Below are 25,359 nucleotides of genomic sequence, written 5' to 3' on the forward strand. Positions count from 1 at the left end.
TAGGCGCGGTGGTCACCACTGCGCGAGTGCCTCGCCCGCCAGGCCGATGACGACCGGGGCGATACCGAGGACCAGGAACGCGGGCAGGAAGCAGAGTCCGAGTGGGCCGGTGATGTGCACCGCGGCGCGCTGCGCCCTGGCCTGCGCGGAGTCCAGGAGGTCGGCGCGGAGCCGCGCGCCCTCGGCCCTGGCGACCTGGGCCAGGGCGGCTCCGGTGCCGGCGGATCGGCCCGCCGCCCGGGCGAACGTCGCGAGCACGGGCACGTCCTCGGCCGCGAGCCATGCGTCGACCGGATCGGCGCCGAGCTCGAGCAGACCGGCGACCCTGCGCAAGTCGGTGCCGGTGGAACCGTGGAGGGGCTCGGCCGCTGCAGCAACTGCGATCGAGACGGGAAGCCCCGCCTCCAGGCACACGGCGAGGAGCTCCCACCCGCCGGCGATGTCACCGTCCTGTTCGGTGGCCGGTGCGGAGCGCGCCGCGGCCCGGCGGGCGGTCACCGCTCCGGCTCCGCCCGCCGCGACTCCCAGCACCACGCCTGCGGCGGCACCCGCGACCGTCCATCCGAGAACGCCGGCCGCGACGGCGCCGACGATCAGCCACGAGCCGCGGAGCGCAGGGGGCGCGACGGCGTCGGCCGGTCCCGGCGCCGTGCTGCGCAGCGCCAGCAGCCGTCCGGCGCCGTGTCGCCCGCCGGGAACGAGGAGGGCGAGTGCCAGCACCACGAGCGCCGCGGCGGCGGTGCCGGGCACGGCGGCGGGAGGGGCCGCTGTGAGGGGGACGGCGGTCATCACGGCACCGCCGAACGAAGAATGTGCTCCGACCACGCCACTCCGGCGGCCACCAGCGCGACGCCGGCGACCAGCATGACCTGACCGAGGACGCCACCGCGCAGCACCGCGATCGGGTCGGCGCCGACGAGCTGGCCGAGTGCGATCCCGAGCAGCGGCAGGGCGGTGAGCACGTGTGCGGTGGCCCTCGGCCCGGCGAGCTGGGCTCGCACCGTGGCCCCGAACCGCACTCGCCAGCGGATGTCGTGGTGGGCGCGGGCGAGCAGTTCGGCGAGCGGGATGCCGTGCCGTTCCGCCAGTGACCATGCCACGGCGATCCGTTCGACGTCAGGACCGATCTCCGGCCGGTGGGCGCTGCCTCGGCGCAGCGCGGCGGACACGCTGTCGCCGAGGCGCGCGGCCGCTGCCGCAGGCGCCAGGATGTGTCGCGCGAGCGGGCCGTCGGCGCGCACACCGCCGAGCGCGGCAGCCGGGTGGCTGCCCGCCCGGAGCTCCTCCGTGATCCGGGAGACGGCATCGGCCAGCTGCCCGGACGTGGTGGCTGCGATGACGCTCACCTGGTGGCGCGCCCTCCGCCGGCGCACCGTGAACGCGACGAGGGCCCCGGCCAGTGCTCCGCCCGGCCCCGCGGCCAGAAGCCCGGCGCAGCCGCCGAGCAGGACGGGGCCCGCAGCCCACATCTGCCTGCCCCGCCGGCGCGAGCGGACCGGCCAGAGTGCCGCGAACCTTCCCACGCCTGCTGGTGCGGGCAGGCATCCGATCGCCGCAGCCAGCGCGGCGCACGCCATTGCGTTCACCACGGCGTGGGCACCCCGCGATCGGTGAGTAGCCGCCCGAGGTCGTCGCGGCCACCGGCCCATCCCCGCGTGCGACTCCACGCGGGGTCGACCGTGACCCCCTCCGCCGAGCGCGACAGCACCCCCACGACGTCGAGCACCCGGCCGCCGGACGCCAGCCTGCGCATGTGCAGCACCACCTGCACTGCCGCGGCGAGTTGGCTGTGCAGGGCGGCCCGCGGCAGGCCCCCGGTGGCCGCCAGTGCCTCCATCCGGGCCGGAACCTCACGCGCAGAGTTGGCGTGCACGGTGCCGGAGCCGCCGTCGTGGCCGGTGTTGAGGGCGGCCAGGAGATCGCAGACCCCTGGCGCACCAGGTCGCGCAGCACGACCCCACCGGCGCCCTCGATGTTGGCCGGCCGGGCGACGAGCCGCACCACATGCGGGTGGCGGGGCCGCAGTTCCTCCGCGTCCTCCACGCAGACGATCCGCTCCCGGGGGTCGACGGCGCTGAGCATCGCGGCGAGGATCGTGGTCTTGCCGGTGCCGGTGCCGCCGGACACGAGGAACGCGAGCCGCGCGGCGAGCACCGCCCGCAGCAGGGCTTCGCCGGTGGTGTCGACGGTGCCGAGCGCGCGGAGGGCCGCGAGGTCGTGTGCCGCGGGACGCAGTACGCGCAGGGACAGGCAGGTGCCGTCGGCGGCGATCGGCGGCAGGACGGCGTGCAGCCGGACCCCGACGTCGGCGATCCAGCCGTCGACGTACGGGCTGGCGTCGTCGAGGCGACGGCCCGCGGCGATGGCCAGGCGCTGCGCCAGCCTGCGTACGGCGGCCTCGTCGGTGAACCGGACGTCGGTGGCTTCGAGGCCCGACCCGCGGTCGACCCACACCGAGCCGGGGCCGCAGACGAGGACGTCGGTGGTGCGGGGGTCGCGCAGCAGTTCGTCGAGCGGGCCTGCGCCCACGAACTCCTGGCGCAGGACCCGCAACGCCGCGAGCACGTCGAGATCGGACGCCACGCCGCCGGCCTCCGCTCGGACGGCCGCGGCCACCGCGGCCTGGGTGATCTCGCCTCCCGCCGCGGCGAGCCGGGAGCGCACGCGGTCGACCAGGGCGGAGGCGCCCTGCCCGCGCAGCTCGATCGGCGGACGGCCGGGGAGGGTGGTGGCCACACCGCGGCCCGGCCCGCTCACAGCCGTGTCCCTGATGCCCGCGCCGCGGTGGCGTGCAGTGCGGTGAGTATTTCTTCCGCGGCCGCGGCGAGCGGGCCCCGAGGACGACCCGGTGCGGTGCCACGCTCCAACGCCCGGGCGAGACCCGCCTCGGGCCGCATGGCGGTCAGCAGCGGCAGGCCCAGTGCACGCGCGACCTCGGACGCGTCGACACCTCCGGGCGCAGGACCCCGGACGACGAGACGGACCGGCCCGCCGTGCTCGCCCAGAACCGCGGCGACCCTGGCCCCCGCCGCGCACGACCGCACGTCGGCCGGAACGACGAGCACCGTGAGGTCGGCCGTGGCCAGCGCGGCGATCGCCGCCTCGGTGGGGTAGCGCGGAAGATCACAGACGACTGTCTCCCCTGCTCGCCGTCCGGCCTGGATGACCGAACGGACCGCGGCCGGGGACGGCCCGTGCGCGGACCGGTCGCAGGACAGCACCGCCAGCTCGCCCGCGCCCCGGCGGGCGACCGCGGGTGCAAGGAGGGCGGCGTGCAGCGCGGTTGCCGGTACGCGACCGCCCTCGACCCCGATGTCGGGCCACCGCAGGCCGCCGAGCTCCTCCGCGCCGAGCACGAGGTCGAGGCCGCCGCCGAGTGGGTCGCAGTCGACGAGCAGTACCCGCGAGCCCGCACGCACGGCGGTGACCGCGACGGCGGCGGCGAGTACGGAAGCTCCGGCGCCACCCCGGCCGCCGACGACGGCGAGCACGGCGCCGTCATGGCCGGGACCCTCAGCGGCCTCTGTGAATGCGGCCACCAGCCACGACTCGGCGTCGGGCAGGGAGATGACGTGCTCCGCCCCGACCGCGACGGCGTGCTGCCACACGGGAGGCGCGGGTTCGCCCCGGACGGCGACGATCACCTCTCCCCGCCGGGGCAGCCCGGCCTGCGCGCACTGTTGCGCCGCCGATGCGTCGAGCAGCACGAGAGGGGCGCCGGGCCAGTGCGGCCGGGCCTGCGCCGCGTCGACCGTGCGGTGGAGCTCGCAGCCCGCTGCCGCGGCCAACCGCAGGACGGTGTCGAGCAGTTCGGGGTCGGACACCATCACCAACCCGCGACGTTCGCCTGAGCCCTGATGCACCGCGACCTCCCTCGTCGTGCCGCTCGGGGGGAGCGGCGAGACCAGAGTGCGGTGCGGGTGGCGACGTCGGAGGACGGATCGTCAACCTGTGGACAGCCAGTAGCCGATGTGGACAACCGGGCCCGATCGGGCGCCCCGTGTCGGGTTTTGTCGGGGCGCGCGGCAAGAGTTGATTCGGGGGCCCCTCCGGGCTCTCCTGGATATGGGACGGCCCCCGCCAGGGGGGATTGGCGGGGGCCGTCGGTGGTTCAGCTCCGGGGGGTCGAGCTGAACCGCGCCCGGACACGTCCGGGCACCACCAACTGTAGCCCTTGAAAGGCTTCAACGCGCGCCCCTGGACGGAGCATCTGTGCAGCGTCCACGGTGCGCCGTGGGGTCCGCCACTCCCTGTCGGGTTCTGGCAAGCTCGCTCCACGTGCCTGGTCCGTTGCCGACGCTACCCCCGAATCCGCCTCCAGCGGCCTCTGGAGCCGCTGCCTTCTTCGATCTTGACAAGACGATCATCGCGGGCTCGAGTGCCCTCGCGTTCAGCCGACCGTTCCGCCGCCAGGGCTTGATCAGCAGGCGAGCGGCTCTGCGCAGCGGGTACGCCCAGTTACTGCTCGTGCTCGCGGGGGCAGACGCGGACACGATGGACCTGCTGCGCAGGCGGATCACCGCGCTCTGCACGGGGTGGGAGGTTGCGCAGATCCGGGCGATCGTCACCGAGACCCTGCACGACATCGTCGAGCCCCTCGTGTACGCGGAGGCCGCCGAGCTGATCGCCGAGCATCGGGCGAACGGTGACGAGGTCATCGTGCTGTCCGCATCGGGCCTGGAGGTCGTGGAACCCATCGCGGCGCTCGTGGGAGCCGACCGTTGCCTGGCCACGCGGATGAGCGTCGAGGACGGCCGCTACACGGGTGTGATCGATTACTACTGCTACGGCGAGGAGAAGGCCGAGGCGGCGCGGAAGATCGCGGCCGAGCGCGGCTACCGGCTGGAGGACTGCCGGGCCTACTCCGACTCGATCACGGACCTGCCGCTGCTGGAGGCCGTCGGGCATCCCACGGTCGTCAACCCGGACAAGGGCCTGCGCCGTGAGGCGATCCAGCGCGGCTGGCCGATCCTGACGTTCGCCGACCCCGTGGCGCTGCGCCGTTTCCGGCCCCCGGAGCGGAGCGCCACCATCGCCGCGGCCGGACTGGGCGCGGCAGCGCTCGTGGGTGCGTCCTGGTACGGCCACAGGCGGTGGGCCCGCCGGTGACCGCGATTTCTGAACCGGTGCACTGCCGTCCGACCCTTGCTGTGCTTCCCGTCACGTACTACAAAGGAGTTACGGACTCCTGTTCGGCCAGGGGCGGTGCGGCAGAGAAGCACCCGTCCACCTCGAGCGGGTCTCCGTGCGTGAGTGTCGGGCGCTCCACGCGCAGCACGCCGCGGGAGGCATGTCGTCGTGGGCCTGCGTACCGGGACGCTGGACGCCGAGGCCATCAACACGACACGTAGTGCACGCCTGGATCTCGATGCTCACGCGCAGATGGGCGGCGTTCCTCAGGGGATGCCGCCCGTCTCTTTTCCCGCAGTAGTACGGGGGCTCAGGTCCGGGCGTCGGCGATGGAGATTCCCTCCCGTGCCCCGGCCTCCCACTGCGCGCAGCAGTGCAGCAGCCATGTCGTGATTCCTTCGGGTGTGCCTGCGGCGAAGGCGCCTGCCGCGCTGCGGTACTCGGGTGCGCGGCGCAGGTGGCCCACCTCGGGGACGGCCAGCCCCTTCGGGTCGAGCCCGGCGGTCACGGCCGTCAGCCGGGCCGCGGCCCGCGCCACCACCCCGTTGGCGGAAGGGAAGGGGGTGAGAGCCAGCAGTTCTCCGTGCACCACGGCGACGAGCACGGGGGCGGGCACGGACGTCCCGCCGGTGAGCAGCCGGGCGAGCAGCCCGAGCCGGGCCGACACCTCGGCGTCCGCGCGCGGTCTGCCGAGCTCGGCGTCGTGGCGCTGCGGGGGCACGAGATCGGCGGCGGCCACGAGGTGCAGGCGGGCCAGCGCCTGCAGCGGCGAGGTGCGCCAGACCCCGAGCAGCCGACCGGACTCCTCGGCCACGCGCACGGCCCCGGCCAGTACCGGGCTGCGCACGGTGTCGTCGGTCCCGATCGCCGCTCCGTCGAGGGCGGCGGACGCCCGCGCGGCGCGCAGGCTCGCCTCGGCTGCGCTCGCCGGCCAGCCGCGCCGGTTCACCGGGTGGTTGTGCACCGCCACGACGGCGTCCCGGGCACTGGTCACGGCGTCGGAGACGCCGGGCAGCCCCAGCAGGGGGGCGAGTGGATCGGTGGTCGCGGGCACCCCGGCATGGTGCCATCCACGGGCGACCGTCCCCGGGCTCGGGCGATCGCGGATCCCGGCCGCTCGCGACCCCGGCCTGCGGTCCTACGATCGGGGCCCTACCTGCCCGGACTGGCGGTGCGCTGCGAGGGAGGGGCCGCTAGCGTCGTCCCTCGCACGGGAGCCGGGCAAGGACCGCCCGGTGTATGCGCCCAGGATCTGGAGGGCATTGATGGCCGAGGAATCGACGAACGCCACGCTGAGCAATCTGGCGACCGAGAGTCGGAGTTTTCCTCCGAGTGACGAGTTCGCTGCCCAGGCCAACGCCACGGAAGAGTGGTACGACCGAGCCGACTCCGACCGCGAGACCTTCTGGGCCGAGCAGGCGGACCGCCTGCACTGGCACCAGAAGTGGGACAAGGTCCTGGAATGGGACGCCCCGTTCGCCCAGTGGTTCGTGGGCGGCAAGCTGAACGTCGCCTACAACTGCGTCGACCGGCACGTCGAGGACGGCCACGGCGAGCAGGTCGCGTTCCACTGGGAGGGCGAGCCCGGTGACACCCGCACCATCACCTACGCGGAACTGAAGAGCGAGGTCTGCAAGGCGGCCAACGCCCTCACCGAACTGGGCGTGCAGACCGGTGACCGGGTGGCGATCCAGCTCCCGATGATCCCGGAGGCAGTGGTCGCGATGCTGGCCTGCGCCCGGCTGGGGGCGGCCCACAGCGTCGTGTTCGGCGGGTTCTCGCCCGGCGCGCTGCGGTCGCGGATCGAGGACGCCGAGGCGAAGCTCCTGATCACCTCCGACGGGCAGTACCGGCGCGGGAAGCCCGCGCCGATGAAGGAGAACACCGACGAGGCGGTCAAGGACACGCCGTCCATCGAGCACGTGCTGGTGGTCAAGCGCACCGAGACCGAGGTGCCCTGGACCGAGGGTCGTGACGTCTGGTGGCACGACATCGTCGGCCGGCAGTCCGACGAGCACGAGGCGCAGCCGTTCGACTCCGAGCACCCGCTGTACATCCTCTACACCTCCGGTACCACCGGGAAGCCGAAGGGCATCCTGCACACCTCCGGTGGCTATCTCACGCAGGCCGCCTACACGCACAACGTGGTGTTCGACCACAAGCCTGGCGAGAGCGTGTACTGGTGCACCGCCGACATCGGCTGGGTCACCGGGCACACCTACATCGTCTACGGGCCGCTGGCCAACCGCGCCACGTCGGTGATGTACGAGGGCACGCCCAACACGCCCCACGAGGGGCGCCACTGGGAGATCATCCAGAAGTACGGCGTCTCCATCTACTACACCGCGCCCACGCTGATCCGCACGTTCATGAAGTGGGGCAAGGAGATCCCGGACAAGTTCGACCTCTCCTCGCTCAAGGTGCTCGGCACGGTCGGCGAGCCGATCAACCCCGAGGCCTGGATGTGGTACCGGGAGAACATCGGCCACGACAAGTGCCCGATCGTCGACACCTGGTGGCAGACCGAGACCGGCGCGATCATGATCGCGCCGCTGCCCGGCGTCACGGCGACGAAGCCCGGTTCGGCGATGCGTGCGCTGCCGGGGATCGCCTCGAACGTCGTGGACGAGTCCGGCACCCCGGTGGGTCCCGGCGGCGGCGGGTACCTCGTGCTCGACAAGCCATGGCCGGCGATGCTGCGTGGCATCTGGGGCGACGAGGAGCGCTACCGCGAGACCTACTGGTCACGCTTCGCCGAGCAGGGCTACTACTTCGCGGGTGACGGCGCGAAGTACGACGACGACGGCGCGGTCTGGCTGCTCGGCCGCGTCGACGACGTGATGAACGTGTCGGGCCACCGCATCTCCACGACGGAGGTGGAGTCGGCGCTGGTCAGCCACCCGACGGTGGCCGAGGCGGCCGTGGTCGGTGCCTCCGACCCGACCACCGGGCAGGGGATCGTCGCGTTCGTCATCCTGCGGGGCAACGTCGCACAGGACGAGGGGAAGGGCGCCGACGCCATCAAGGCGCTGCGTGACCACGTGTCCAAGGAGATCGGCCCGATCGCGAAGCCGCGTCAGATCATGGTCGTGGACGAGCTGCCCAAGACCCGGTCGGGCAAGATCATGCGCAGGCTGCTGCGCGATGTCGCGGAGAACCGCGAGGTCGGGGACGTCACCACGCTCGCCGACTCCTCGGTCATGGACCTCATCTCCGACGGTCTCAAGGACGGCGGCAAGTCGGAGGACTGACCGCTCCTCCCGGCCCGGTGCGTCCGCCGGGCCGGGAGCGACCGGCGGTGCCGACCGCGTCGGCGCCGCCCTCTTCCCTCCGGCCGTGACCGTTGTCCTACGGCCACGGTCCCGCTTGCCGATAGTCGTATGCGCATGCGTGCCGCTGTGCGGGACGCACCCGTGCCCTTTGCACCGAGCGGAGCCCTCAGCGGCGCCGTGGGCGCCTCTGGGGTGCGTCGGCACCTGGTGATGACCCTGCGCCGTGGTCGGCGGCTCTGAGGCGCCGCTCCCGGCACCCGGGGCGGCCACGAGGCCGGACGGACAGCCGCTTTCCGCCGCGCGCCACGATCCGCGCCTCCCTGCTCGGGCTCCTGCCGCGTTCGCGCGCCCCGGTGCCCCGGCTGCTCGCCCTGCTCAGACCTGTCAGGTCTGCCACCGGCGTGCCCGCGGTCCTCGCCGCCGCTCCCGATCGCACAGACGGAACGAATCGGGAGAAAAGCCCCCGATCCAGACAGTTAGCTACGGTAAAGAAGTCTAAAAGATCTTCCTGCGCGTCGGTAAAGAATGGTGATCGAGCGCCGGGTGGCAAGAACTATTTCTGGACAACTAGCCATACCGTATGCAGTATGTGAACCAGCACCGCAGCGGCGACACAAGGAGATGCGTTCCATGTCTCAGCTGGTCCCCATGAGAGTCCTGCGGACGTCCGGAACCACTCGTACACCTCGAGTGGGTGCCTTGCCAGTTCCCTGAGTACTGCGCCTGGCGGCCGGTTCGCCGGTGTTCCTGCTGGTGGACGCTCCGGCCGGCAGGACCGGGCCCGTCCGGGCTGAGAGAGACCGGACGATCCGGAGCCCATACCGAATATCCGGAGCAGTAGTGCGGCGAATATGCCGTAATGCGTGCTCGCTGAGCGTGTCCGCATTGCGGGCGCGCCCTCAGTCGACCCCGAATTCATCTGGAAGGCACGACAAGAGGTCGCTCCACCCTCCCTCTCGTCAAAGGAGACGACGTGACTGTCACGGATCGCGAGATAACTGACTCCAACGGGCGCGTCTATCGCGTCGGAATACCGGCCGAGCAGATACTCGGCCGTTCACGCAAGTGGATGATGTGGTTGCCCTGGGCGTCGATGTTCGGCGTCAGCGTCTTCGAGTACGGCTACGGCGCTGCGGAGAGCACGCTGGAGGACGTCCACGGCTGGTCGCTCGGGCAGGCCTTCTGGCTCGTCAGCATCTGGACGGTGTTCCAGGCCGGCGTGGCCTTCCCGGCCGGACGGCTCCGGGAGAAGGGCATCGTCTCGGCCAGGGCGGCCATGCTCACCGGTGCGGTGATGGTGTTCGCCGCATTCCTGGTGCTCGGCCTGACCAGCAACCTCGTACTGAACTTCCTCTTCTACTCGGTCATCGGCGGTACCGGCGCCGGTCTCGTGTACGCCACCTCGATCAACATGGTCGGCAAGTGGTTCCCCGAGAAGCGCGGCGGGAAGACCGGTTTCGTCAACGGCGCCTTCGCCTACGGAGCCGTGCCGTTCATCTTCGTCTTCAGCTACATGTTCAACGAGAGCAACTTCACGCTCGTCCTCACCCTCATCGCGCTGTACATGCTGGCGGTCGTCGGCGTGAGTGGCTTCCTGTTCAAGGACCCGCCCAAGAACTGGTGGCCGCACGACGTCGACCCGCTCGAGTGGGCGGCCAGCCCCAAGTCCGCCCGCAGCCTGGCCAAGAACCCGCCCGCGGTGAAGCAGTACGGCCCGATGGAAGCGATCAAGACCGGTCAGCTGCCGCTCATGTGGTTCGCGCTGGCGATCATCGGTGGCGTGTCGCTGTTCGGGATCGGTTACCAGGTCGACTTCGCGAAGGAAGTGGGCTTCGGTCCGTTCATCGCGGCGTCCTCGGCGGGCGTGCTCTCGCTCGTCAACGGCTTCGGCCGCGGCTTCGTCGGCTGGCTCTCCGACCAGATCGGCCGCAAGGAGTCGCTGATCATCGTGCTGGTGGTCGAGGGAGTGGCGCAGTTCGGCCTGCTCTGGGGTGGGGACACCCACAACGAGGCGCTGTTCATCTTCTTCGCCTTCCTGGCGGGCCTCGGTGGCGGTGCCTTCTTCCCGATGTTCGCCGCGCTCACCCCCGACTACTTCGGGGAGAACAACAACGCGACCAACTACGGCCTCGTCTACAGCTCCAAGCTCGTCAGCGGGCTCTTCGGGCTGGGGGTGGCGTCCTGGGTGGTCACGACGTGGGGTTACAACGGGGCCTACACGATCGCCGGTGCCATCGCGTTCCTGTCCGCGATCATCTCGTTGTTCCTGCGGCAGCCCGGCCGGGGCGAGCGAGCCTCCGTCTCCAGCCGCGGCGTGGGCTCCACGAGCCATGCGGTGGCGGACGGGGGCCGGGCCTGATACTCACGTGCTGACCGACCGGACCGGGCCGTTCGCCCGGTCCGGTCGGTGGTCCACCTGGCCGGCCGATGCCGGCTCCTTCGATGCGAGATGGAGATCGCTCGTGAACCCTTCGAGGTGCAGGACACAGCACGTACGTACCGGCGAGTCCCTCCTCTCACCGGTGGGTGCGACATGAGCAACGAGGAACTGCTGCGGCGGTACGAGGCGGGCGGTGGCCGGCTCGCGGCGTCGAACGCCGACGGCGCCGCTGTGGCCCCCGCGCTGCACACCGTGGTGCTGACGTGCATGGATTCGAGGATCGACGTCTTCGCCCTGTTCGGCCTGGAACTGGGCGAGGTGCACGTCCTGCGCAACGCGGGAGGCGTGGTCACCGACGACGTGGTGCGGTCCCTGACGATCAGCCAGCGGAAGCTGGGGACGCGGGACGTGCTGGTGGTGCAGCACAGCGGTTGCGGGCTGGCCACGTTCACCGACGAGGAGTTCTCCGAGGAACTCGCGCTCGAGGCCGGGATGCGCCCGCCGTGGCGAACTCACGCGTTCGCTGATCCGGCGGTGAACGTGCGGCGCGGCCTTGCGCGCTTGCGGCACGACCCGTTCCTGCTGCCCGAGACGGTCGTCCGCGGCTTCGTGCTCGACATCGAGAGCTTCACCCTCAGCGAGGTCACCGACGACGAGCCGGCGCTCCGCGGCGTCGACAAGGTCAGGGAGTCGGCCTGAGATGAAGCCCGGACCGGCCGCCCCCGAACGCCGAACTGCCCGCCCCGTACGGGGCGGGCAGCAGGGGCGGACGGAGCCGGGCTCAGCCGGCGGACTTGCCGCTGGTCTCGGGCACCTCCTCGGCCGGGTCGGCGCTGTCCTCCGTGGTGGTGGACGGGGTGGAGGCCGCGGCCGCGGCGGCCGCGTCGTCCTTGCGCGACTTGGCGAGGCTGGCCACCGTGGTGATGGCGAGCGTGCCGATGATGACACCCAGGGACGCCAGGATCGGGATCTCGGGAGCCCACGCGACGCCGTGGTGGTGCAGCGCCTCGAAGATCAGCTTGAAGCCGATGAACGCCAGGATGATCGCGAGACCCTTGCTCAGGTACACCAGGCGGTCGAGCAGGCCACCGATGAGGAAGAACAGCTGCCGCAACCCCATCAGCGCGAACGCGTTGGCGGTGAACACCAGGTAGGGCTCCTGGGTGAGCCCGAAGATCGCCGGGATGGAGTCGACGGCGAACAGCAGGTCGGTGGTGCCGATCGCCACCATCACGATGAGCATCGGGGTGACGAGCTTGCGCCCGTCCACCCGGACCGTGAGCGCGGCCCCGTGGTACTCCTTCGTCGACGGAACGAGCCGCCGGACCGTGCGCAGAACCCGGTTCTCGTTGAACTCCTCGTCCTCGTCCGAGTGCCGGATGAGCTTCCAGGCGGTGTAGATGAGGAAGGCGCCGAAGAGGTAGAACATCCAGTCGAACCGGGCGATCGCCTCGGCGCCCAGCGCGATGAACACACCGCGCAGGATCAGCGCCAGCACGATCCCGATGAGCAGCACCTTCTGGCGGTACTCCCGCGGCACGGCGAACCGGCTCATGATCAGCACGAAGATGAACAGGTTGTCCACCGACAGCGAGTACTCGGTGATCCACCCGGCGAAGAACTCGCCGCCGTACTGCGGCCCGGCGAAGGCCAGCACGCCGAGCCCGAAAAGAACGGCGAGAGCGACGTAGCAGGAGACCCAGATCGTCGACTCCCGCATCGACGGATCGCGGGGGTTACGGGCCACCAGGTAGAAGTCGAAGGCGAGCACGGCGAGGAACGCGCCTATCGTCGCGGCCCAGACCCAGAACGGAACACTCATCTCTCTCCTCGGAGATCGGCGGTCGGCTGTCGAGGTGTCGCGGCGGAGCCGTGGCCGGAACGACCCGGCCCCGCCGCGACACCACGGTCACGAGGACCGTCGGGACTTCACTCGGGCGCTCCCGGCCGGCGCTGCCGCCGGTACGCGGCCGGCCTGACGCCGGGCGCGCTTGCGCTCCCGGGCCTCCCACATCGTCTGCGCGTGCTCCGCGTAGACACCGAACACGCGGCGGGCGTCGGCGTTGTGGTCCTGGATCCGCATGAGCCAGTACGGTGCGATCCGCTCGTAGAGCCAGATGAAGCCGATCGCGAAACCCATGCTGACCAGTGCCTGGAAGGCGAAGAACGTCAGCACGTCGCTCGGTGGCGTGGGATTGCCACCGAGCAGCACTGGCGTCACCGTCTCGTGGAGCAGGCGCGAGACGGGGAAACCCACCATCCAGTAGAACGCCACGGGTGCGAAGACCCCCGGCCGGAACCAGCCACGGGCGACGAGCATCCCGTAGCCGACCCCGAACAGTGCGAGCGGCAGGCCGAGGGTCAGCGCCCCGACCGCAGCCCAGCCGACCGGCTGGCCGACGACGAGGGCCAGCAGACCCACCACGACACCCGAGACGGCCCCGATCGCCGCGCCCGGAAGCCCGACCTCGGCAAGGTCAAGTGCTCTTGGCCTGGTCATGTCAGTCCAACACCACGCCGAAGCGGATCAGGCTGTAGAACAGCATGCCCAGGTAGAACACGGCACCGAAGCCGATGATCAGATTGGACCACAGCTTCGGACGGATCGGCTTGGGCAACAGCCGGTTGTTCACCAGGAGAAGCACGACGCAGTACGCGCCCATGGCGAACGTGGAGAGGAACGCGAGGACGTCCAGGATCGCAGCGGGACCGTCGGCCGGACCCCACAGCAGGATGCAGATCCCGAAGATGATCACGCCCCACAGGAACCCGGCGTAGAGATGCGCCATGCGGAACCGCTTGGCACCCGGGATGAAGTGGTAGGCCATGTCCGACTGCCCGCGGGAGAACGAGTCGAACAGACCGAGCGTGGCGTTCAGACCGATCAGGGCGATGAAGCTCATGAACACCCCGCCGAGAGCCGGGATGCCCACCGATGCGAACGAGTCCGACATCGCGTTGAGAGCCGCTTCGCGCTCGCCGTCACGGAGCAGGTTGACGACGTTCGGGCTGTTCCTCGCCGCCGCCTGTGCGAGCACGGTGAACGAGATCGTGACGAGCATCGTGATGCCCCAGAAGAGCAGCAGCGCGTCGAAGGTGACCCAGCGCCGCCAGCCGCGCCACTTGGCCATCTCCTCCGGGTCGTCCGTGTCGAACATGAAGCCACGCGACGGCATGACCTCTTCCTCGCCCGCGGAGCGCAGACCACGCAGCTGCGGGATGTGCGCGCCCATGCCGGCGCCCTTGTCCCGAAGGTGCAGCGTGTACCACATCTGCTGCATGCCGGACGGGCCCGCGAAGGCGATCGAGCCGACGATCACCGGGAACCAGGCGGCCGTCAGGGCCTCCTCCGGCAGGTACCCGAAGGCGAACATGCCGGTGAGCGTGCTGGCCAGGTCGCCCCAGGTGCCCACCAGCGACGCGATGATCGCCGTACCGACGACCAGCGTGCCGATCAGGATGGAGAGCACTGTCTCCAGCAGGTTGTAGATCACCTTCGCGAGCGTGAAGACCAGGCCGACCAGGACCATGCCGACGATCGCCGCGATCTGCCAGGAAATACCCGTCACGGACTCGAACGCGAGAGCGCCCGCCGAGAGGTGACCTGGCCAGATGTAGATGAGTATTGCGATGGTAAAGAAGAACCACATGATCGGTTTGAACACGCGGGCGGCGCCAGTGAAAATGCTCTCACCCGTTGCCATCGCGTACCGGGACATCTCCAGGAGTACAATTGCCTGGAGGGTCACCCCGATCAGGAAGAGCCAGCGGATCTCGGGCCCGAACAACAGAACAAGCCGAGGCCACATGTAGGACTCGCCCATGCCCACCCCGAGCGCGACGAGGAAGACCGTCGGGCCGAGAAGGTGGACGGAGGGCGGAGCCTCGGGCAGCTTGCGGATGGGCATCGGTTCGAGGCCACCCGCGTGCCACACCCTTTCGGGGCTTGCGGCAGTCGTGTCCCCGGGTACTCCGGCGTCAGGCTGTTTCGATGTAGTCACAGTGGTGGACCTTCCGATTTGGTGCTTCGTACGGCCGTTCGCCCCTCGCCCATGACCTCCTTGTCGTGACGATGCGGCGACGGCCGACCCGACCGGCTGTCCCTGGAGGGTGGGCGAAATCCCCCAGGGGACGCCGGTCGGGCCGACCGTCCCGTACCCGGTTCGGCGGCTAGGTCCCGTCGAACCGGTTCGAGCCGGCCCGCCGCGCGGGCCGGCTCGAAGATTTCTCAGATCAGTCCGGCACCCCGAGCCCAGCGGTACTTGGCTCCGAGGACCGCAACCGGCTTCTCGGTGGTGTAGGGGTACGCGACGACTCCGTGCTGGTAGAGGTAGTCACTGGCTTCCTCGACCTCGGTGTCACCGGCGAGGGACGCCACGACGGGCTTCTCGATGCCCTTCTCCCGCGCCTCGGCCACCACGCGAGCGGTGAGCTCGGCGAAGACCATCGGCGGGGTGACGATCGTGTGCCAGTAACCCAGGATCAGGGCGTGGATCCGGTCGTCCTCGAGGCCGAGGCGGATCGTGGCCTCGTACGTCGAGGGCGGCTCCCCACCGGTGATGTCGATGGGGTTGCCGGACGCTCCGAACGGCGGGATGAACGCCTTGAAGGCCTCGTCGAGGTCCTTCGGCATCTCCATCAGGTTGAGGCCGTTCTCGACGACCGCGTCGGAGAGCAGCACACCCGAGCCGCCGGCCCCGGTGATGATGACGACGTTCTCGCCCTTCGGGGTGGGCAGCACCGGGATGCCCCGGGCGAACTCGAGCATGTCGTTGAGCGAGTAGGCCCGCACGACGCCCGACTGGCGCAGGATGTCGTCGTAGACCTTGTCGTCGCCCGCGAGGGCGCCGGTGTGCGAGCTGGCCGCCTTGGCGCCCAGCGCGGTGCGGCCGGCCTTCAGCACGACCACCGGCTTCTTCTTGGTGATCCGCTGTGCGGCCTCGACGAAGGACCGGCCGTCCTTCAGGTCCTCGAGGTGCATCGCGACGATGTTGGTGTCGGGGTCCTGCTCGAAGTAGGTGAGCAGGTCATCCTCGTCCAGGTCGGACTTGTTGCCCAGGCCGACGATCGCCGAGACACCCATCTTGGTGGTGCGGCTGAACCCGAGGATCGCCATCCCGATACCGCCGGACTGCGAGGTGAGGGCGGTGCCGCCCTTCACGTCGTACGGGGTACAGAACGTCGCACAGAGGTTCTGCGGCGTGTAGTAGTAGCCGTAGATGTTCGGGCCGAGCATGCGGACGCCACCCTCACGGGCGATCTTGACGATCTCGTCCTGCAGCTCGTGGTTGCCCGTCTCCGCGAAGCCGGAGGGGATCAGCACGGCGGCGGGAATGTTCTTCTCGCCCACCTCGCGCAGCGCCTGCGGCACGAACTTCGCCGGCACCGCGAACACCGCGACGTCGATCTCGCCGGGCACGTCGAGGATGTTCTTGTAGGCCTTGCGCCCCAGGATCTCGTCGGCCTTGGGGTTGATCGGGTAGATCTCGCCTGCGTAGCCCCCGTTGATGAGGTTCTTCATCACCGAGTTGCCGATCTTGCCGTTCTCGGCGGACGCCCCGATGACCGCGACGGCGTTCGGCCGCATCATCCGGTTCATCGTGGCCAGGATCTCGTCCTGGGTGTACTTGACCGGCTCGACGTGCTCCCCGGTCTCCAGCACGATCCGGACGTCGGCGGCGGACGCGCCGTCGGGCCGGGCGAACACGGGGTTGAGGTCGAACTCGCTGATCTGCGGGAAGTCGGTGACCAGGTCGGACAGGCGCTTGATGATGTCGGCCAGCGCGTCGGCGTCGGCCGGCTCGGCGCCGCGGGCGCCCTTCAGGACCTCGGCGGCAGCGATTCCGTCGAGCATGGAGTGCGCGGTCTCGGTGTCGACCGGGGCGAGCCGGAAGGTGACGTCCTTCAGGACCTCGACGAGCACGCCGCCGAGGCCGAAGACGATCACCTTGCCGAAGGTGGGGTCGGTGGTGGCTCCGATGATCACCTCGTGGCCGCCGCTCAGCATCTGCTGCACCTGGATGCCGTCGATGGTGGCGTCGGCGTTGTAGGCCTTGGCGTTGGCGATGATCTCGTCGTAGGCGCTGCGCACCGCGTCGTCACCCGAGACGCCGACCTTGACGCCGCCCGCCTCGGTCTTGTGCAGGATCTCCGGGGACACGATCTTCATCACGACCCGGCCGCCGAGCTCGCCTGCCAGCCGCACCGCCTCGTCGGCCGAGCCCGCCAGGCCCTCGCCCGGCGTCGGGATCCCGTAGGCCTCGCACACCAGGCGTCCCTCGGGAGCGGTGAGCGAGTCACGGCCCTCGGCGCGAGCCTTGTCCAGTACCTCGCGTACCGCGTCTTTGTCGTAGGCCACGCTCTCCTGAGCCATGGTCAGATCACTCCTTGCGTCTTGAGCTCTGCGAAGCGCTCCAGGTCGAGACCCAGTTCGCGCACGTACACGTCTTCGTTGTGCTCTCCGAGCAGCGGCGAGGTCTCCACCTTCACCGGCGAGTCGGACAGCTTGATCGGGCAGCCGACCGTCTTGAACGATCCCCGCTCCGGGTGGTCGACCGTGACCACCATGTTGTTGTCGGCGAGCGAGGCGTCCTCGATGATCTCCTTCGTCGACAGGATCGGGCCGCACGGCACGTTCAAGGCGTTCAGCTCGGCGAGCGCGTCCCACTTGGTGAGGCGGGACGACCACTCCTCGATGAGCTGGAACATCTTGTCGAGCTTGTGCAGCCGCGCCGCCGGGGTGGCCCACTCGGGGTCCTCGGCGAGCTCGGGCCGGCCGATCAGGTTGGCGATCGGGGCCCATCCGGGGGGCTGCACGATCACGTAGATCCAGTCGTTCGGACCGCCGGGGCTGCACTTCACGGCCCAGCCGGGCTGGCCTCCACCGGAGGCGTTGCCGGAGCGCGGCACCTCGTCGGTGAACTGCTCGTTCGGGTACTCGGCGAGGGGGCCGTGCTCGAGGCGCTGCTGGTCGCGCAGCTTCACGCGGCAGAGGTTGAGCACGGCGTGCTGCATCGCCACGGTGACGCGCTGGCCGCGGCCGGTGGAGTTACGCTGCACCAGCGCGGCGAGGATGCCGGCGACGGCGTGCATGCCGGTGCCGGAGTCACCGATCTGGGCGCCGGTGGCCAGCGGCGGCCCGTCCTCGAACCCTGTGGTGCTCATCGAGCCGCCCATGGCCTGGGCGACCACCTCGTACGCCTTGTAGTGCGTGTACGGGCCTTCTCCGAAGCCCTTGATCGAGGCGTAGACCAGCCGGGGGTTGAGCTCCTGGAGCCGGTCCCAGGTGAACCCCATCCGGTCGACGGCGCCGGGGCCGAAGTTCTCGACCAGGACGTCGGCCTTCTGCACCATCTCGATGAAGAGCTTCTTGCCTTCTTCGCTCTTCATGTTCAGCGTGATGCTGCGCTTGTTGCAGTTCAGCATCGTGAAGTACAGGCTGTCGACGCCCGGCACGTCCCGCAGCTGCTGGCGGGTGATGTCACCGGTCGGCGCCTCGAGCTTGACCACATCGGCGCCCAGCCAGGCGAGGATCTGCGTCGCAGACGGCCCGGACTGGACGTGGGTCATGTCGAGGACGCGGATCCCGTCAAGTGCACTCATCGCTCCCCCTCGCTGCGCGAGGCGGAAGCTTCGCGCAGGCAGTGTGTCGTTGGCTCGCTCGCAAACTCGGTCATCCGTCTGCTCCCCACGGATCGGCTGTGATCACTTGTACATGGTCTGGTTCATGGTTCCCGGCGCGTAGACATCCGGGTCGACCCAGACGTTGATGAGGGACGGCAGTCCCGACTCGCGGGCACGCTGGAGAGCGGGAGCGATGTCGGCCGGATCACTGACCTCCTCGCCGTAACCACCCAACATCTTGGCGAACTGGTCGTACTTGACGCGGCCGAGCGTGTTGCCCACCCGGCCGCGGCCCTCGCCGTACTTCTGGATCTGTCCGTAGCGGATCTGGTTCATCGACGAGTTGTTGCCGACGATCCCCACGAACGGGAGGTTGAAGCGGACGAGGGTCTCGAAGTCCCAGCCGGTGAGGCTGAAGGCGCCGTCGCCGAAGAGCGCGACGACCTCCTTGTCGGGACGGGCGTGCTTGGCGGCCATCACGAACGGGATGCCGACGCCGAGGGTGCCCAGGGGGCCCGGGTCCATCCAGTGGCCTGGGGACTTGGGCTGCACGACCTGGCCGGAGAAGGTGACGATGTCACCGCCGTCCCCGATGTAGATCGAGTCCTCCGTGAGGAACTCGTTGATCTCGTGCACGAGCCGGTACGGGTCGATCGGCGCGGCGTCGGAGCGCTGCCGGGGCAGCCGCTTCTCGTAGGCGGCGGTCTCGAAGGCCCGCAGCTCGTCGATCCAGGCCCTGCGGCCTGCGCCGCTGTGGCTGATCCGGCCGGAGGACGCCGCGGTGGTGGCGGACAGGATCGCGCCCACGTCGCCGACGATGCCGAGGTCGATGTCGCGGTTCTTCCCGACCGTGCGGTAGTCGAGGTCGATCTGCACGACCTTGGCGGTGGGGGACAGCCTGCGCCCGTAGCCCATCCGGAAGTCGAACGGGGTGCCGACGATGATGATGAGGTCGGCGTCGATGAAGGCGTGGCGGCGGGCCAGCTGGAAGTGCAGCGGGTCGCCGGGCCCCAGGGTGCCGCGGCCGGCGCCGTTCATGAACGCCGGGATGGTGAGCGTGCGGACGAACTCGATCGCCGCGTCGGTGGCCCGGCAGGTCCAGACCTGGTTGCCGAGCAGGACGCACGGCCGCTCGGAGTGCGCGATGAGGTCGGCCAGCTGCTCGACGGCCGCGGGGTCGCCCGCCGACCTCGTGGAGGCGCGGTAGGACCCCGGCTTGGGTAGGCGGGCCTGCTCGTACGGCACGTGGGCGTCGAGGACGTCACGCGGGATCTCGAGGAAGGACGGCCCGGGCGCGCCGTTGAAACACTCCCGGAAGGCCATCGACACCATGTCGGCGGTGCGGGCCGTGTGCGGGACGGTGGCTGCGAACTTGGTGATCGGGGTCAGCATGTCGACGTGCGGGAGGTCCTGCAGCGAGCCCATCTTGTGCTGGTCGACGGCGCCCTGGCCGCCGATGAGCAGCATGGGGCTCTCGGCGCGGTACGCGTTGGCGACGCCGGTGATGGCGTCGCTGGTGCCGGGGCCGGCGGTGACCACCGCGCAGCCCGGCCTGCCGGTGATGCGCGCGTACCCGTCGGCCGCGTGAGCGGCCACCTGCTCGTGACGCACGTCGATGACAGCGATGCCCTCATCCACACAACCGTCGTAAATGTCGATAATGTGGCCGCCGCAGAGGGTGAAGATCGTGTCGACGCCCTCTGCCTTGAGCGCCTTCGCGACCAAGTGGCCGCCGGAGATGGTCTCGGGCGTGTTCGGCGCGTCGCTCACCCCGGAGCGCGCGGCGCTTCCGGGGATCGTCTGCGTCATCGGGTGCATCTCCTTGTCGTCACCACACCGTAGCGGCGGCTGCTTCCATACTGCATACGGTATGGGTGCTTTGGTACTCCTCGGTTCGGCGGATGTCCAGGGCTGGTTTTTTCTCGGCCCGTGTGACCCCCGTATGTCCGTCCTGTGCCGTCTTGACGACGCCGCTCCATACTGCATACTGAATGCACAGTCGCCGAGGACGGGAGCTCGACGTGAAGGTCGCTGTGCTAGGGGCCGGTGCCATCGGGGCGTATGTGGGGGCGAGCCTCAGTCGGGCGGGTGCTGATGTGCATCTGGTCGCGCGCGGCCCGCAGCTCGCTGCGCTCCGAGCGAATGGCGTTCAGGTACTCAGCCCCAGGGGTGACTTCTCTGCTCACCCACACGCAACGGACGACCCCGGCGAGATCGGGCCTGTCGACCACATATTTCTAGGGTTCAAGGCCAACGCGTACGCCGCGGCCGGCGCGATGATCAAGCCTCTGCTGCACGACGACACCACGATCATCGCCGCGCAGAACGGCATCCCGTGGTGGTACTTCCACAAGCTGCCGGGGCCGTTCGAAGGTCATCGCATCGAGAGCGTCGACCCCGGTGGTGCGGTCACCGCCGCGCTCGACCTGGACCGGGCGGTCGGCTGTGTGGTCTACGCAGCCACCGAGATCGAGGCGCCGGGAGTGGTCCGGCACCTGGAGGGCACGCGGTTCTCGATCGGTGAGCCCGACGGCAGCATCTCGGCGCGCTGCACCGAGTTCGCCGACGCCATGGTGGCCGGTGGTCTGAAGTGCCCCGTCGAGCGTGATCTGCGCTGCGACATCTGGATCAAGTTGATGGGCAACATCGCCTTCAACCCGCTCAGTGCGCTCACCAGGGCGACCATGGCCGGCATCTGCCGCCACCAGGGCACCCGTGCGCTCGTGGCCACGATGATGGAGGAGACCCTCGCGGTCGCCCACGGGGTGGGCTGCCACCCCGAGATCTCCGTGGAGAAGCGCCTCGCAGGTGCCGAGCGCACCGGCGAGCACAAGACCTCCACGCTCCAGGACCTGGAGCGTGGGCGCCCGATGGAGCTCGACGTGCTCCTGACCGCGGTGGTGGAGCTCGCCGAGCTCACGGGCGTCGAGGTGCCCACCCTCCGGGCGATCACCGCTGTCGCCGACCTGCTCAACCAGCAGGTGGCCACAGCGTCCTGACAGGTCCGCGCCCAGAGGCCGTCGGCGGGTGAACAGCCCGCCGGCGGCCGACCTGTTTCCCGGGCCTGTTCCCGACCGGCACTCCCGACCGATCCGATCGGACGGGAGTGCCGGTCCTGTGTTCGGGGTGATGGGCCCGCAGGTGCGTGCCCGTGAGGGACGGCCACGCATGCGAACGGCCCCCTCGTCCGATGCGCCGGACGAGGGGGCCGTTCTGTTCACTGCCCCGCTGGGGGCGGTCAGTCGGCCAGCGGCACCAGGTCGGGCGCGGGCTCGAACTCGTTGATGTTGTTCAGCGACGGCCCCATCGCGGCGTTGGCCTCCCGCTCCACCATGACCTCGACGAGGACCGGCAGCTGCTGGGCCTCCGACTCGAGCGTGGCCCAGCTCAGCGCGTCGGCGATGTCACCGGGCTGCTCCACCCGCCGGGCCGGGCAGCCGAACGCCTCCATGAGCTTGACGTGGTCGATCCCGCCCTCGCCGTAGTGCAGGTCGACGGCGTAGTTCATGTCGTAGCCGAGCTCGGCCTGCCGGATCAGGCCCAGGTACTCGTTGTTGACCATCACGATGACGAACGGGATCTTGTACTGGGCCGCGACCGCGATCTCCTCCATGAGGAACTGGAAGGAGTAGTCGCCCACCACGACGACCACCTGCTTCTCAGGGAACGCGCTCTTGACGCCGATCGCGGCGGGGATCTCCCACCCGAGCGGGCCGGCCTGGCCGCAGACCATGTAGTGGCGTGGCTTGAACGTCTGCTGGAACTGGCCCGACCAGATCTGGTAGAGCCCGATCGCCGTGACGAACGTGGTGTCCGGGCCGAACGTCTGGTTGATCTCCCGGAACACGCGCGGCGGCTTGATCGGCACGTCGTCGAAGTCGTCGCGGCGCAGCAGGGTGCCGCGCAGGTGGGCCACCCGCTCCACCCACTGGCCGGCCGAGTGCTGCGGTGCGGACCGCCTGGCGCTGTCGCACAGGGCGGCCAGGGTGGGCTTGGCGTGCCCGACGATGCCGAGGTCCGGCTCGAAGACCTTGCCGATCTGCGTCGGCTCGATGTCGACGTGGATGAACTTGCGGCCCTGCCGGTAGGTCTCCAGATCGCCGGTGTGGCGATCGCCGAACCGGGCGCCGACGGCGAGGACGAGGTCGCTCTCCAGGAACGCCGCGTTGCCCCAGCGGGTCTGCGTCTGCAGCCCGGCCATGCCGGCGAACAGCGGGTGGTCCTCCGGGAACGCGCCCTTGCCCATCAGCGTGACCTGGACGGGGATCTGCAGGTACTCGGCGAGCTGACGCAGCTCGTCGGAGGCCTCCCCGCCGATGACCCCGCCGCCTGCGAGGATGATCGGCCGCTCGGCCTCGAGCAGCATCTGCACGGCCGCGTTGACCGGCTGCGTGCGCGGCGCGGGCACGTCGACCGGGAGCGGTGCGTCGGCCGAGGCGTCGTACAGGCAGGTACCGCGCTGCACGTCGATCGGCAGGTCGATGAGCACCGGGCCCGGACGGCCCGAGCGGGCGATCCGGAACGCCTCACGGAACACCCAGGCCGCCTGGGCGGGCTCCTTGAGCTGCACCGCCCACTTCGTGACCGGCTTGGCGATCTCGACGATGTCGACGGCCTGGAAGGCCTCCTGGTGCAGCTTGGCGCGCTCCGCCTGCCCGGTGATGCAGATCATCGGGATGGAGTCGGCCAGAGCCGTGTAGAGGCCCGTGATCATGTTCGTGCCGGCCGGGCCGGAGGTCCCGATCGTCACCCCGACCTTGCCGGTGGCCCGGGACCACCCGTCGGCGGCGTGCGTGCCGCCTTCCTCGTGCCGCACCGTGAGGTGCTTGATGCCGCTCTTCCGCAGTGCTGCGTACAGCGGCAGGATCGCGGCGCCGGGGATGCCGAAGACCGTGTCGACGCCCTCCGACTCCATGACCGCCGCAACGGCCTCCATACACGGGATCCTGCTTGCGCCGGTGCTTCCCATCGCCCTGCCCTCCGAGTCGCCGTTCCTGGAATCGCCGTTCTTGTGGTCGCCGTTCGTGTGGCCGGCGGTCACGCCGACGTCCTGCCCGACACGTTCTCCAGCACCTTCAGCAGCACCGAGTGGTCGAGCGATCCGTAGCCCTGTGCCTTGGCCGCAGCGATGAGCTGGGCGATGAGCCCGGTGACCGGCAGCGCCACGCCGGCCTCCCGCGCCGCAGCGAGCGCGATACCCATGTCCTTGTGGTGCAGGTCGATGCGGAAGCCGGGCGCGAACTGCCTGGCCACCATCGACTCGCGCTTGAGCTCGAGGATCCGGCTCCCGGCGAGCCCACCGGCGAGCACGTCCAGGCCACGGCCCGCGTCGACTCCGGAGGCCTCCAGCAGGACGATCGCCTCGGCCACCAGCGCGTACGTGCCGCCCACCACGAGCTGGTTGGCGGCCTTGACCGTCTGACCGGCCCCGCTGGGGCCGACGTGGACGATGGTCTTGCCCAGCACCTCGAGGATCGGCAGCGCGGCGGTGAAGACGTCCTCATCGCCCCCGACCATGATCGACAGGACGCCGTCGATCGCGCCCTTCTCCCCGCCACTGACAGGAGCGTCGAGGGCGCGGACACCGCGGGCGGTGGCCTCCTCGGCAACCCTGATCGACGTGTCGGGCCGGATCGTGCTCATGTCGATCAGCAGCAGGCCGGGGTTGGCGTTCTCGAGGACCCCGCCGGCCCCGAGGATCACCTCCTCGACGTGCGGCGAGTCCGGCAGCATCGTGATGACGACGTCGGCGTCGGCCGTGACGGCCGCCACCGAGTCGGCGGCCTTCCCTCCGGCCCCGCCGAGTTTCTCGAGAGCTGCGGGCTGCGCGTCGTAGCCGATCACGGTGTGGCCTGCCTTGAGCAGGTTGGCGGCCATCGGACCGCCCATGATCCCCAGGCCGACGATCCCGATCGTGCTGGTTGTTGCTGTCACACGGACTCCTCGACGGTCGCGGTGGAACGGAGGTGCCGGGGGAGCCAGGCGAAGCTGTCGGCGCTCGGCCCCACCGGCTTGTACTCGAGACCGACATGGCCGCGGTAGCCGCTCGTGGCCAGGCGGTCGAGCAGGACGGGCCAGTCGATGTCGCCCGTGCCGGGCTGGCCACGGCCGGGTATGTCCGCGATCTGGACGTGCCCGAACCGGTCGACCCGCCGCTCGATGAGCTGCTCGATCGGCTCGCCCATGCGGGCGAGGTGATAGAGGTCGGCGAGGAACGCGATGTTGGGCACGTCGTGGATGACCCGGAGGTAGTCGATCAGGTCGAGCGCCTCGTGCGACGACGTGATCGGGTAGTCGGGACTCTCGATGCTGTTGAGAGCCTCGATCACCACGGTCGCCCCGGCCCGTTCCGCGGCCCGCGCGGCGAGCACGAGGTTCTCCGTGGCGAGCTCCCGCTGCTCGGGCACGCTCGACTCGGGGTCCCGGTTCCCGTAGAGGGCGTTCAGCGTGGTGCAGCCGAGCGACGCGGCGAAGCCGACGGCCACGTCGATGTTCGCCCGGAAGCGCTCGCTGTCGGCGGGCCGGGACAGCAGCCCCCGGTCGCCGGCCGCCATGTTCCCGGCGTCGAAGTTGAGCCCCACCAGCCGGGTGCCCGCATCGAGCAGTGCGTCGCGGAGCCCGTCGAGCTCCCGGTTGGACGGGACCGGCTCCGCGAACGGCCACCACAGCTCGACGGCGTCGAAGCCCGCGGCCGCCGCAGCGGCGGGTCGCTGCAGCAAGGGCAGCTCGGTGAACAGGATGGACAGGTTGACGTCGTAGCGCAGTGCCGGCTCGGGCACGTGGGCGGCGTCGGACATACGGCTCCTCCCGGAGTCGACGGACGTGGCGACGACGGCTAGCAGGTCGTCGCTGTTCCTGGAGGTGGCGCCTAACGTGCGATGAGCTCGCGCATCAGGGCGGCGGTCTCGCTGGGGGTCTTGCCGACCTTGACCCCGGCGGCCTCGAGGGCTTCCT

18 protein-coding genes and 1 pseudogene are annotated in these 25,359 nt (G+C 70.2%); 5 read left to right on the forward strand and 14 right to left on the reverse strand.

Annotated elements, in window-relative coordinates; translation table 11 throughout:
• Nucleotides 1–12 precede the first annotated feature (12 nt).
• The 4 genes and pseudogenes from AC5L35_RS30115 to ssd form a co-directional block, all read right to left on the reverse strand.
• The gene (locus AC5L35_RS30115) at nt 13–789 is read right to left on the reverse strand and encodes a type II secretion system F family protein (RefSeq protein WP_495063095.1); all 777 of its coding nucleotides are present in this window, start codon (nt 787–789) and stop codon (nt 13–15) included.
• Entirely contained in the window at nt 789–1,589 is an 801-nt protein-coding gene (locus tag AC5L35_RS30120) for a type II secretion system F family protein (protein ID WP_495063096.1), read from the reverse strand. The genes AC5L35_RS30115 and AC5L35_RS30120 overlap by 1 nt, the downstream gene beginning before the upstream one ends.
• Nucleotides 1,583–2,700, reverse strand: a pseudogene (locus AC5L35_RS30125) (TadA family conjugal transfer-associated ATPase). The gene AC5L35_RS30120 and the pseudogene AC5L35_RS30125 overlap by 7 nt, the downstream one beginning before the upstream one ends.
• A gap of 53 nt (nt 2,701–2,753) precedes the next feature.
• Nucleotides 2,754–3,863: a septum site-determining protein Ssd gene (gene ssd, locus AC5L35_RS30130; protein ID WP_495063097.1), complete on the reverse strand. Its 1,110-nt coding sequence runs from the start codon at nt 3,861–3,863 to the stop codon at nt 2,754–2,756.
• A 427-nt stretch (nt 3,864–4,290) separates the two neighbouring features.
• On the opposite strand from ssd, the gene AC5L35_RS30135 reads away from it, so the two are divergent.
• Nucleotides 4,291–5,109 (forward strand): HAD family hydrolase, encoded by an 819-nt coding sequence (locus tag AC5L35_RS30135; RefSeq protein ID WP_495063122.1) that lies wholly within the window; start codon nt 4,291–4,293, stop codon nt 5,107–5,109.
• Nucleotides 5,110–5,440: 331 nt separating this feature from the next.
• On the opposite strand, the gene AC5L35_RS30140 is transcribed toward AC5L35_RS30135, so the two are convergent.
• On the reverse strand, nt 5,441–6,184 hold the full coding sequence (locus tag AC5L35_RS30140) for an oxidoreductase (protein WP_495063098.1): 744 nt from the start codon (nt 6,182–6,184) through the stop codon (nt 5,441–5,443).
• Nucleotides 6,185–6,395: 211 nt separating this feature from the next.
• On the opposite strand from AC5L35_RS30140, the gene acs reads away from it, so the two are divergent.
• The 3 genes from acs (at nt 6,396) to AC5L35_RS30155 (ending at nt 11,481) form a co-directional block, all read left to right on the forward strand.
• Nucleotides 6,396–8,381: an acetate--CoA ligase gene (gene acs / locus AC5L35_RS30145; protein ID WP_495063099.1), complete on the forward strand. Its 1,986-nt coding sequence runs from the start codon at nt 6,396–6,398 to the stop codon at nt 8,379–8,381.
• 1,114 nt (nt 8,382–9,495) lie between these two features.
• Nucleotides 9,496–10,761: an OFA family MFS transporter gene (locus AC5L35_RS30150; RefSeq protein WP_495063100.1), complete on the forward strand. Its 1,266-nt coding sequence runs from the start codon at nt 9,496–9,498 to the stop codon at nt 10,759–10,761.
• A 174-nt stretch (nt 10,762–10,935) separates the two neighbouring features.
• The gene (locus tag AC5L35_RS30155; RefSeq protein WP_495063101.1) at nt 10,936–11,481 is read left to right on the forward strand and encodes a beta-class carbonic anhydrase; all 546 of its coding nucleotides are present in this window, start codon (nt 10,936–10,938) and stop codon (nt 11,479–11,481) included.
• Between the two features lie 82 nt (nt 11,482–11,563).
• Here AC5L35_RS30155 and AC5L35_RS30160 read toward each other — a convergent pair whose 3' ends face one another.
• The 6 genes from AC5L35_RS30160 to AC5L35_RS30185 form a co-directional block, all read right to left on the reverse strand.
• Nucleotides 11,564–12,604, reverse strand: a complete 1,041-nt coding sequence (locus AC5L35_RS30160; RefSeq protein ID WP_495063102.1) for a TerC family protein — start codon at nt 12,602–12,604, stop codon at nt 11,564–11,566.
• A gap of 87 nt (nt 12,605–12,691) precedes the next feature.
• Entirely contained in the window at nt 12,692–13,282 is a 591-nt protein-coding gene (locus AC5L35_RS30165) for a hypothetical protein (RefSeq protein ID WP_495063103.1), read from the reverse strand.
• Between the two features lies 1 nt (nt 13,283).
• Nucleotides 13,284–14,690: an Nramp family divalent metal transporter gene (locus AC5L35_RS30170; RefSeq protein ID WP_169393967.1), complete on the reverse strand. Its 1,407-nt coding sequence runs from the start codon at nt 14,688–14,690 to the stop codon at nt 13,284–13,286.
• A 320-nt stretch (nt 14,691–15,010) separates the two neighbouring features.
• The gene (locus AC5L35_RS30175) at nt 15,011–17,155 is read right to left on the reverse strand and encodes an acetate--CoA ligase family protein (protein WP_495063104.1); all 2,145 of its coding nucleotides are present in this window, start codon (nt 17,153–17,155) and stop codon (nt 15,011–15,013) included.
• Nucleotides 17,156–17,157: 2 nt separating this feature from the next.
• A complete protein-coding gene (gene frc / locus AC5L35_RS30180) occupies nt 17,158–18,384 on the reverse strand; it encodes a formyl-CoA transferase (protein ID WP_495063105.1) in 1,227 nt (408 codons plus the stop codon).
• A gap of 102 nt (nt 18,385–18,486) precedes the next feature.
• Complete coding sequence (locus tag AC5L35_RS30185) at nt 18,487–20,214, reverse strand: thiamine pyrophosphate-binding protein (RefSeq protein WP_495063106.1); 1,728 nt, start codon at nt 20,212–20,214, stop codon at nt 18,487–18,489.
• Between the two features lie 182 nt (nt 20,215–20,396).
• Between AC5L35_RS30185 and AC5L35_RS30190 the strand changes: the two genes are divergently transcribed.
• Entirely contained in the window at nt 20,397–21,404 is a 1,008-nt protein-coding gene (locus AC5L35_RS30190; RefSeq protein ID WP_495063107.1) for a 2-dehydropantoate 2-reductase, read from the forward strand.
• A gap of 239 nt (nt 21,405–21,643) precedes the next feature.
• Here AC5L35_RS30190 and gcl read toward each other — a convergent pair whose 3' ends face one another.
• The 3 genes from gcl to AC5L35_RS30205 form a co-directional block, all read right to left on the reverse strand.
• The gene (gene gcl / locus AC5L35_RS30195; RefSeq protein ID WP_495063108.1) at nt 21,644–23,341 is read right to left on the reverse strand and encodes a glyoxylate carboligase; all 1,698 of its coding nucleotides are present in this window, start codon (nt 23,339–23,341) and stop codon (nt 21,644–21,646) included.
• A 101-nt stretch (nt 23,342–23,442) separates the two neighbouring features.
• Nucleotides 23,443–24,339, reverse strand: a complete 897-nt coding sequence (locus AC5L35_RS30200; protein ID WP_495063109.1) for a 2-hydroxy-3-oxopropionate reductase — start codon at nt 24,337–24,339, stop codon at nt 23,443–23,445.
• Complete coding sequence (locus AC5L35_RS30205; protein ID WP_495063110.1) at nt 24,336–25,202, reverse strand: hydroxypyruvate isomerase family protein; 867 nt, start codon at nt 25,200–25,202, stop codon at nt 24,336–24,338. Before AC5L35_RS30205 ends, AC5L35_RS30200 begins: the two co-directional genes overlap by 4 nt.
• Between the last annotated feature and the right edge of the window lie 157 nt (nt 25,203–25,359).

The sequence above is a fragment of the Pseudonocardia sp. OZ21 genome, from assembly GCF_059359135.1.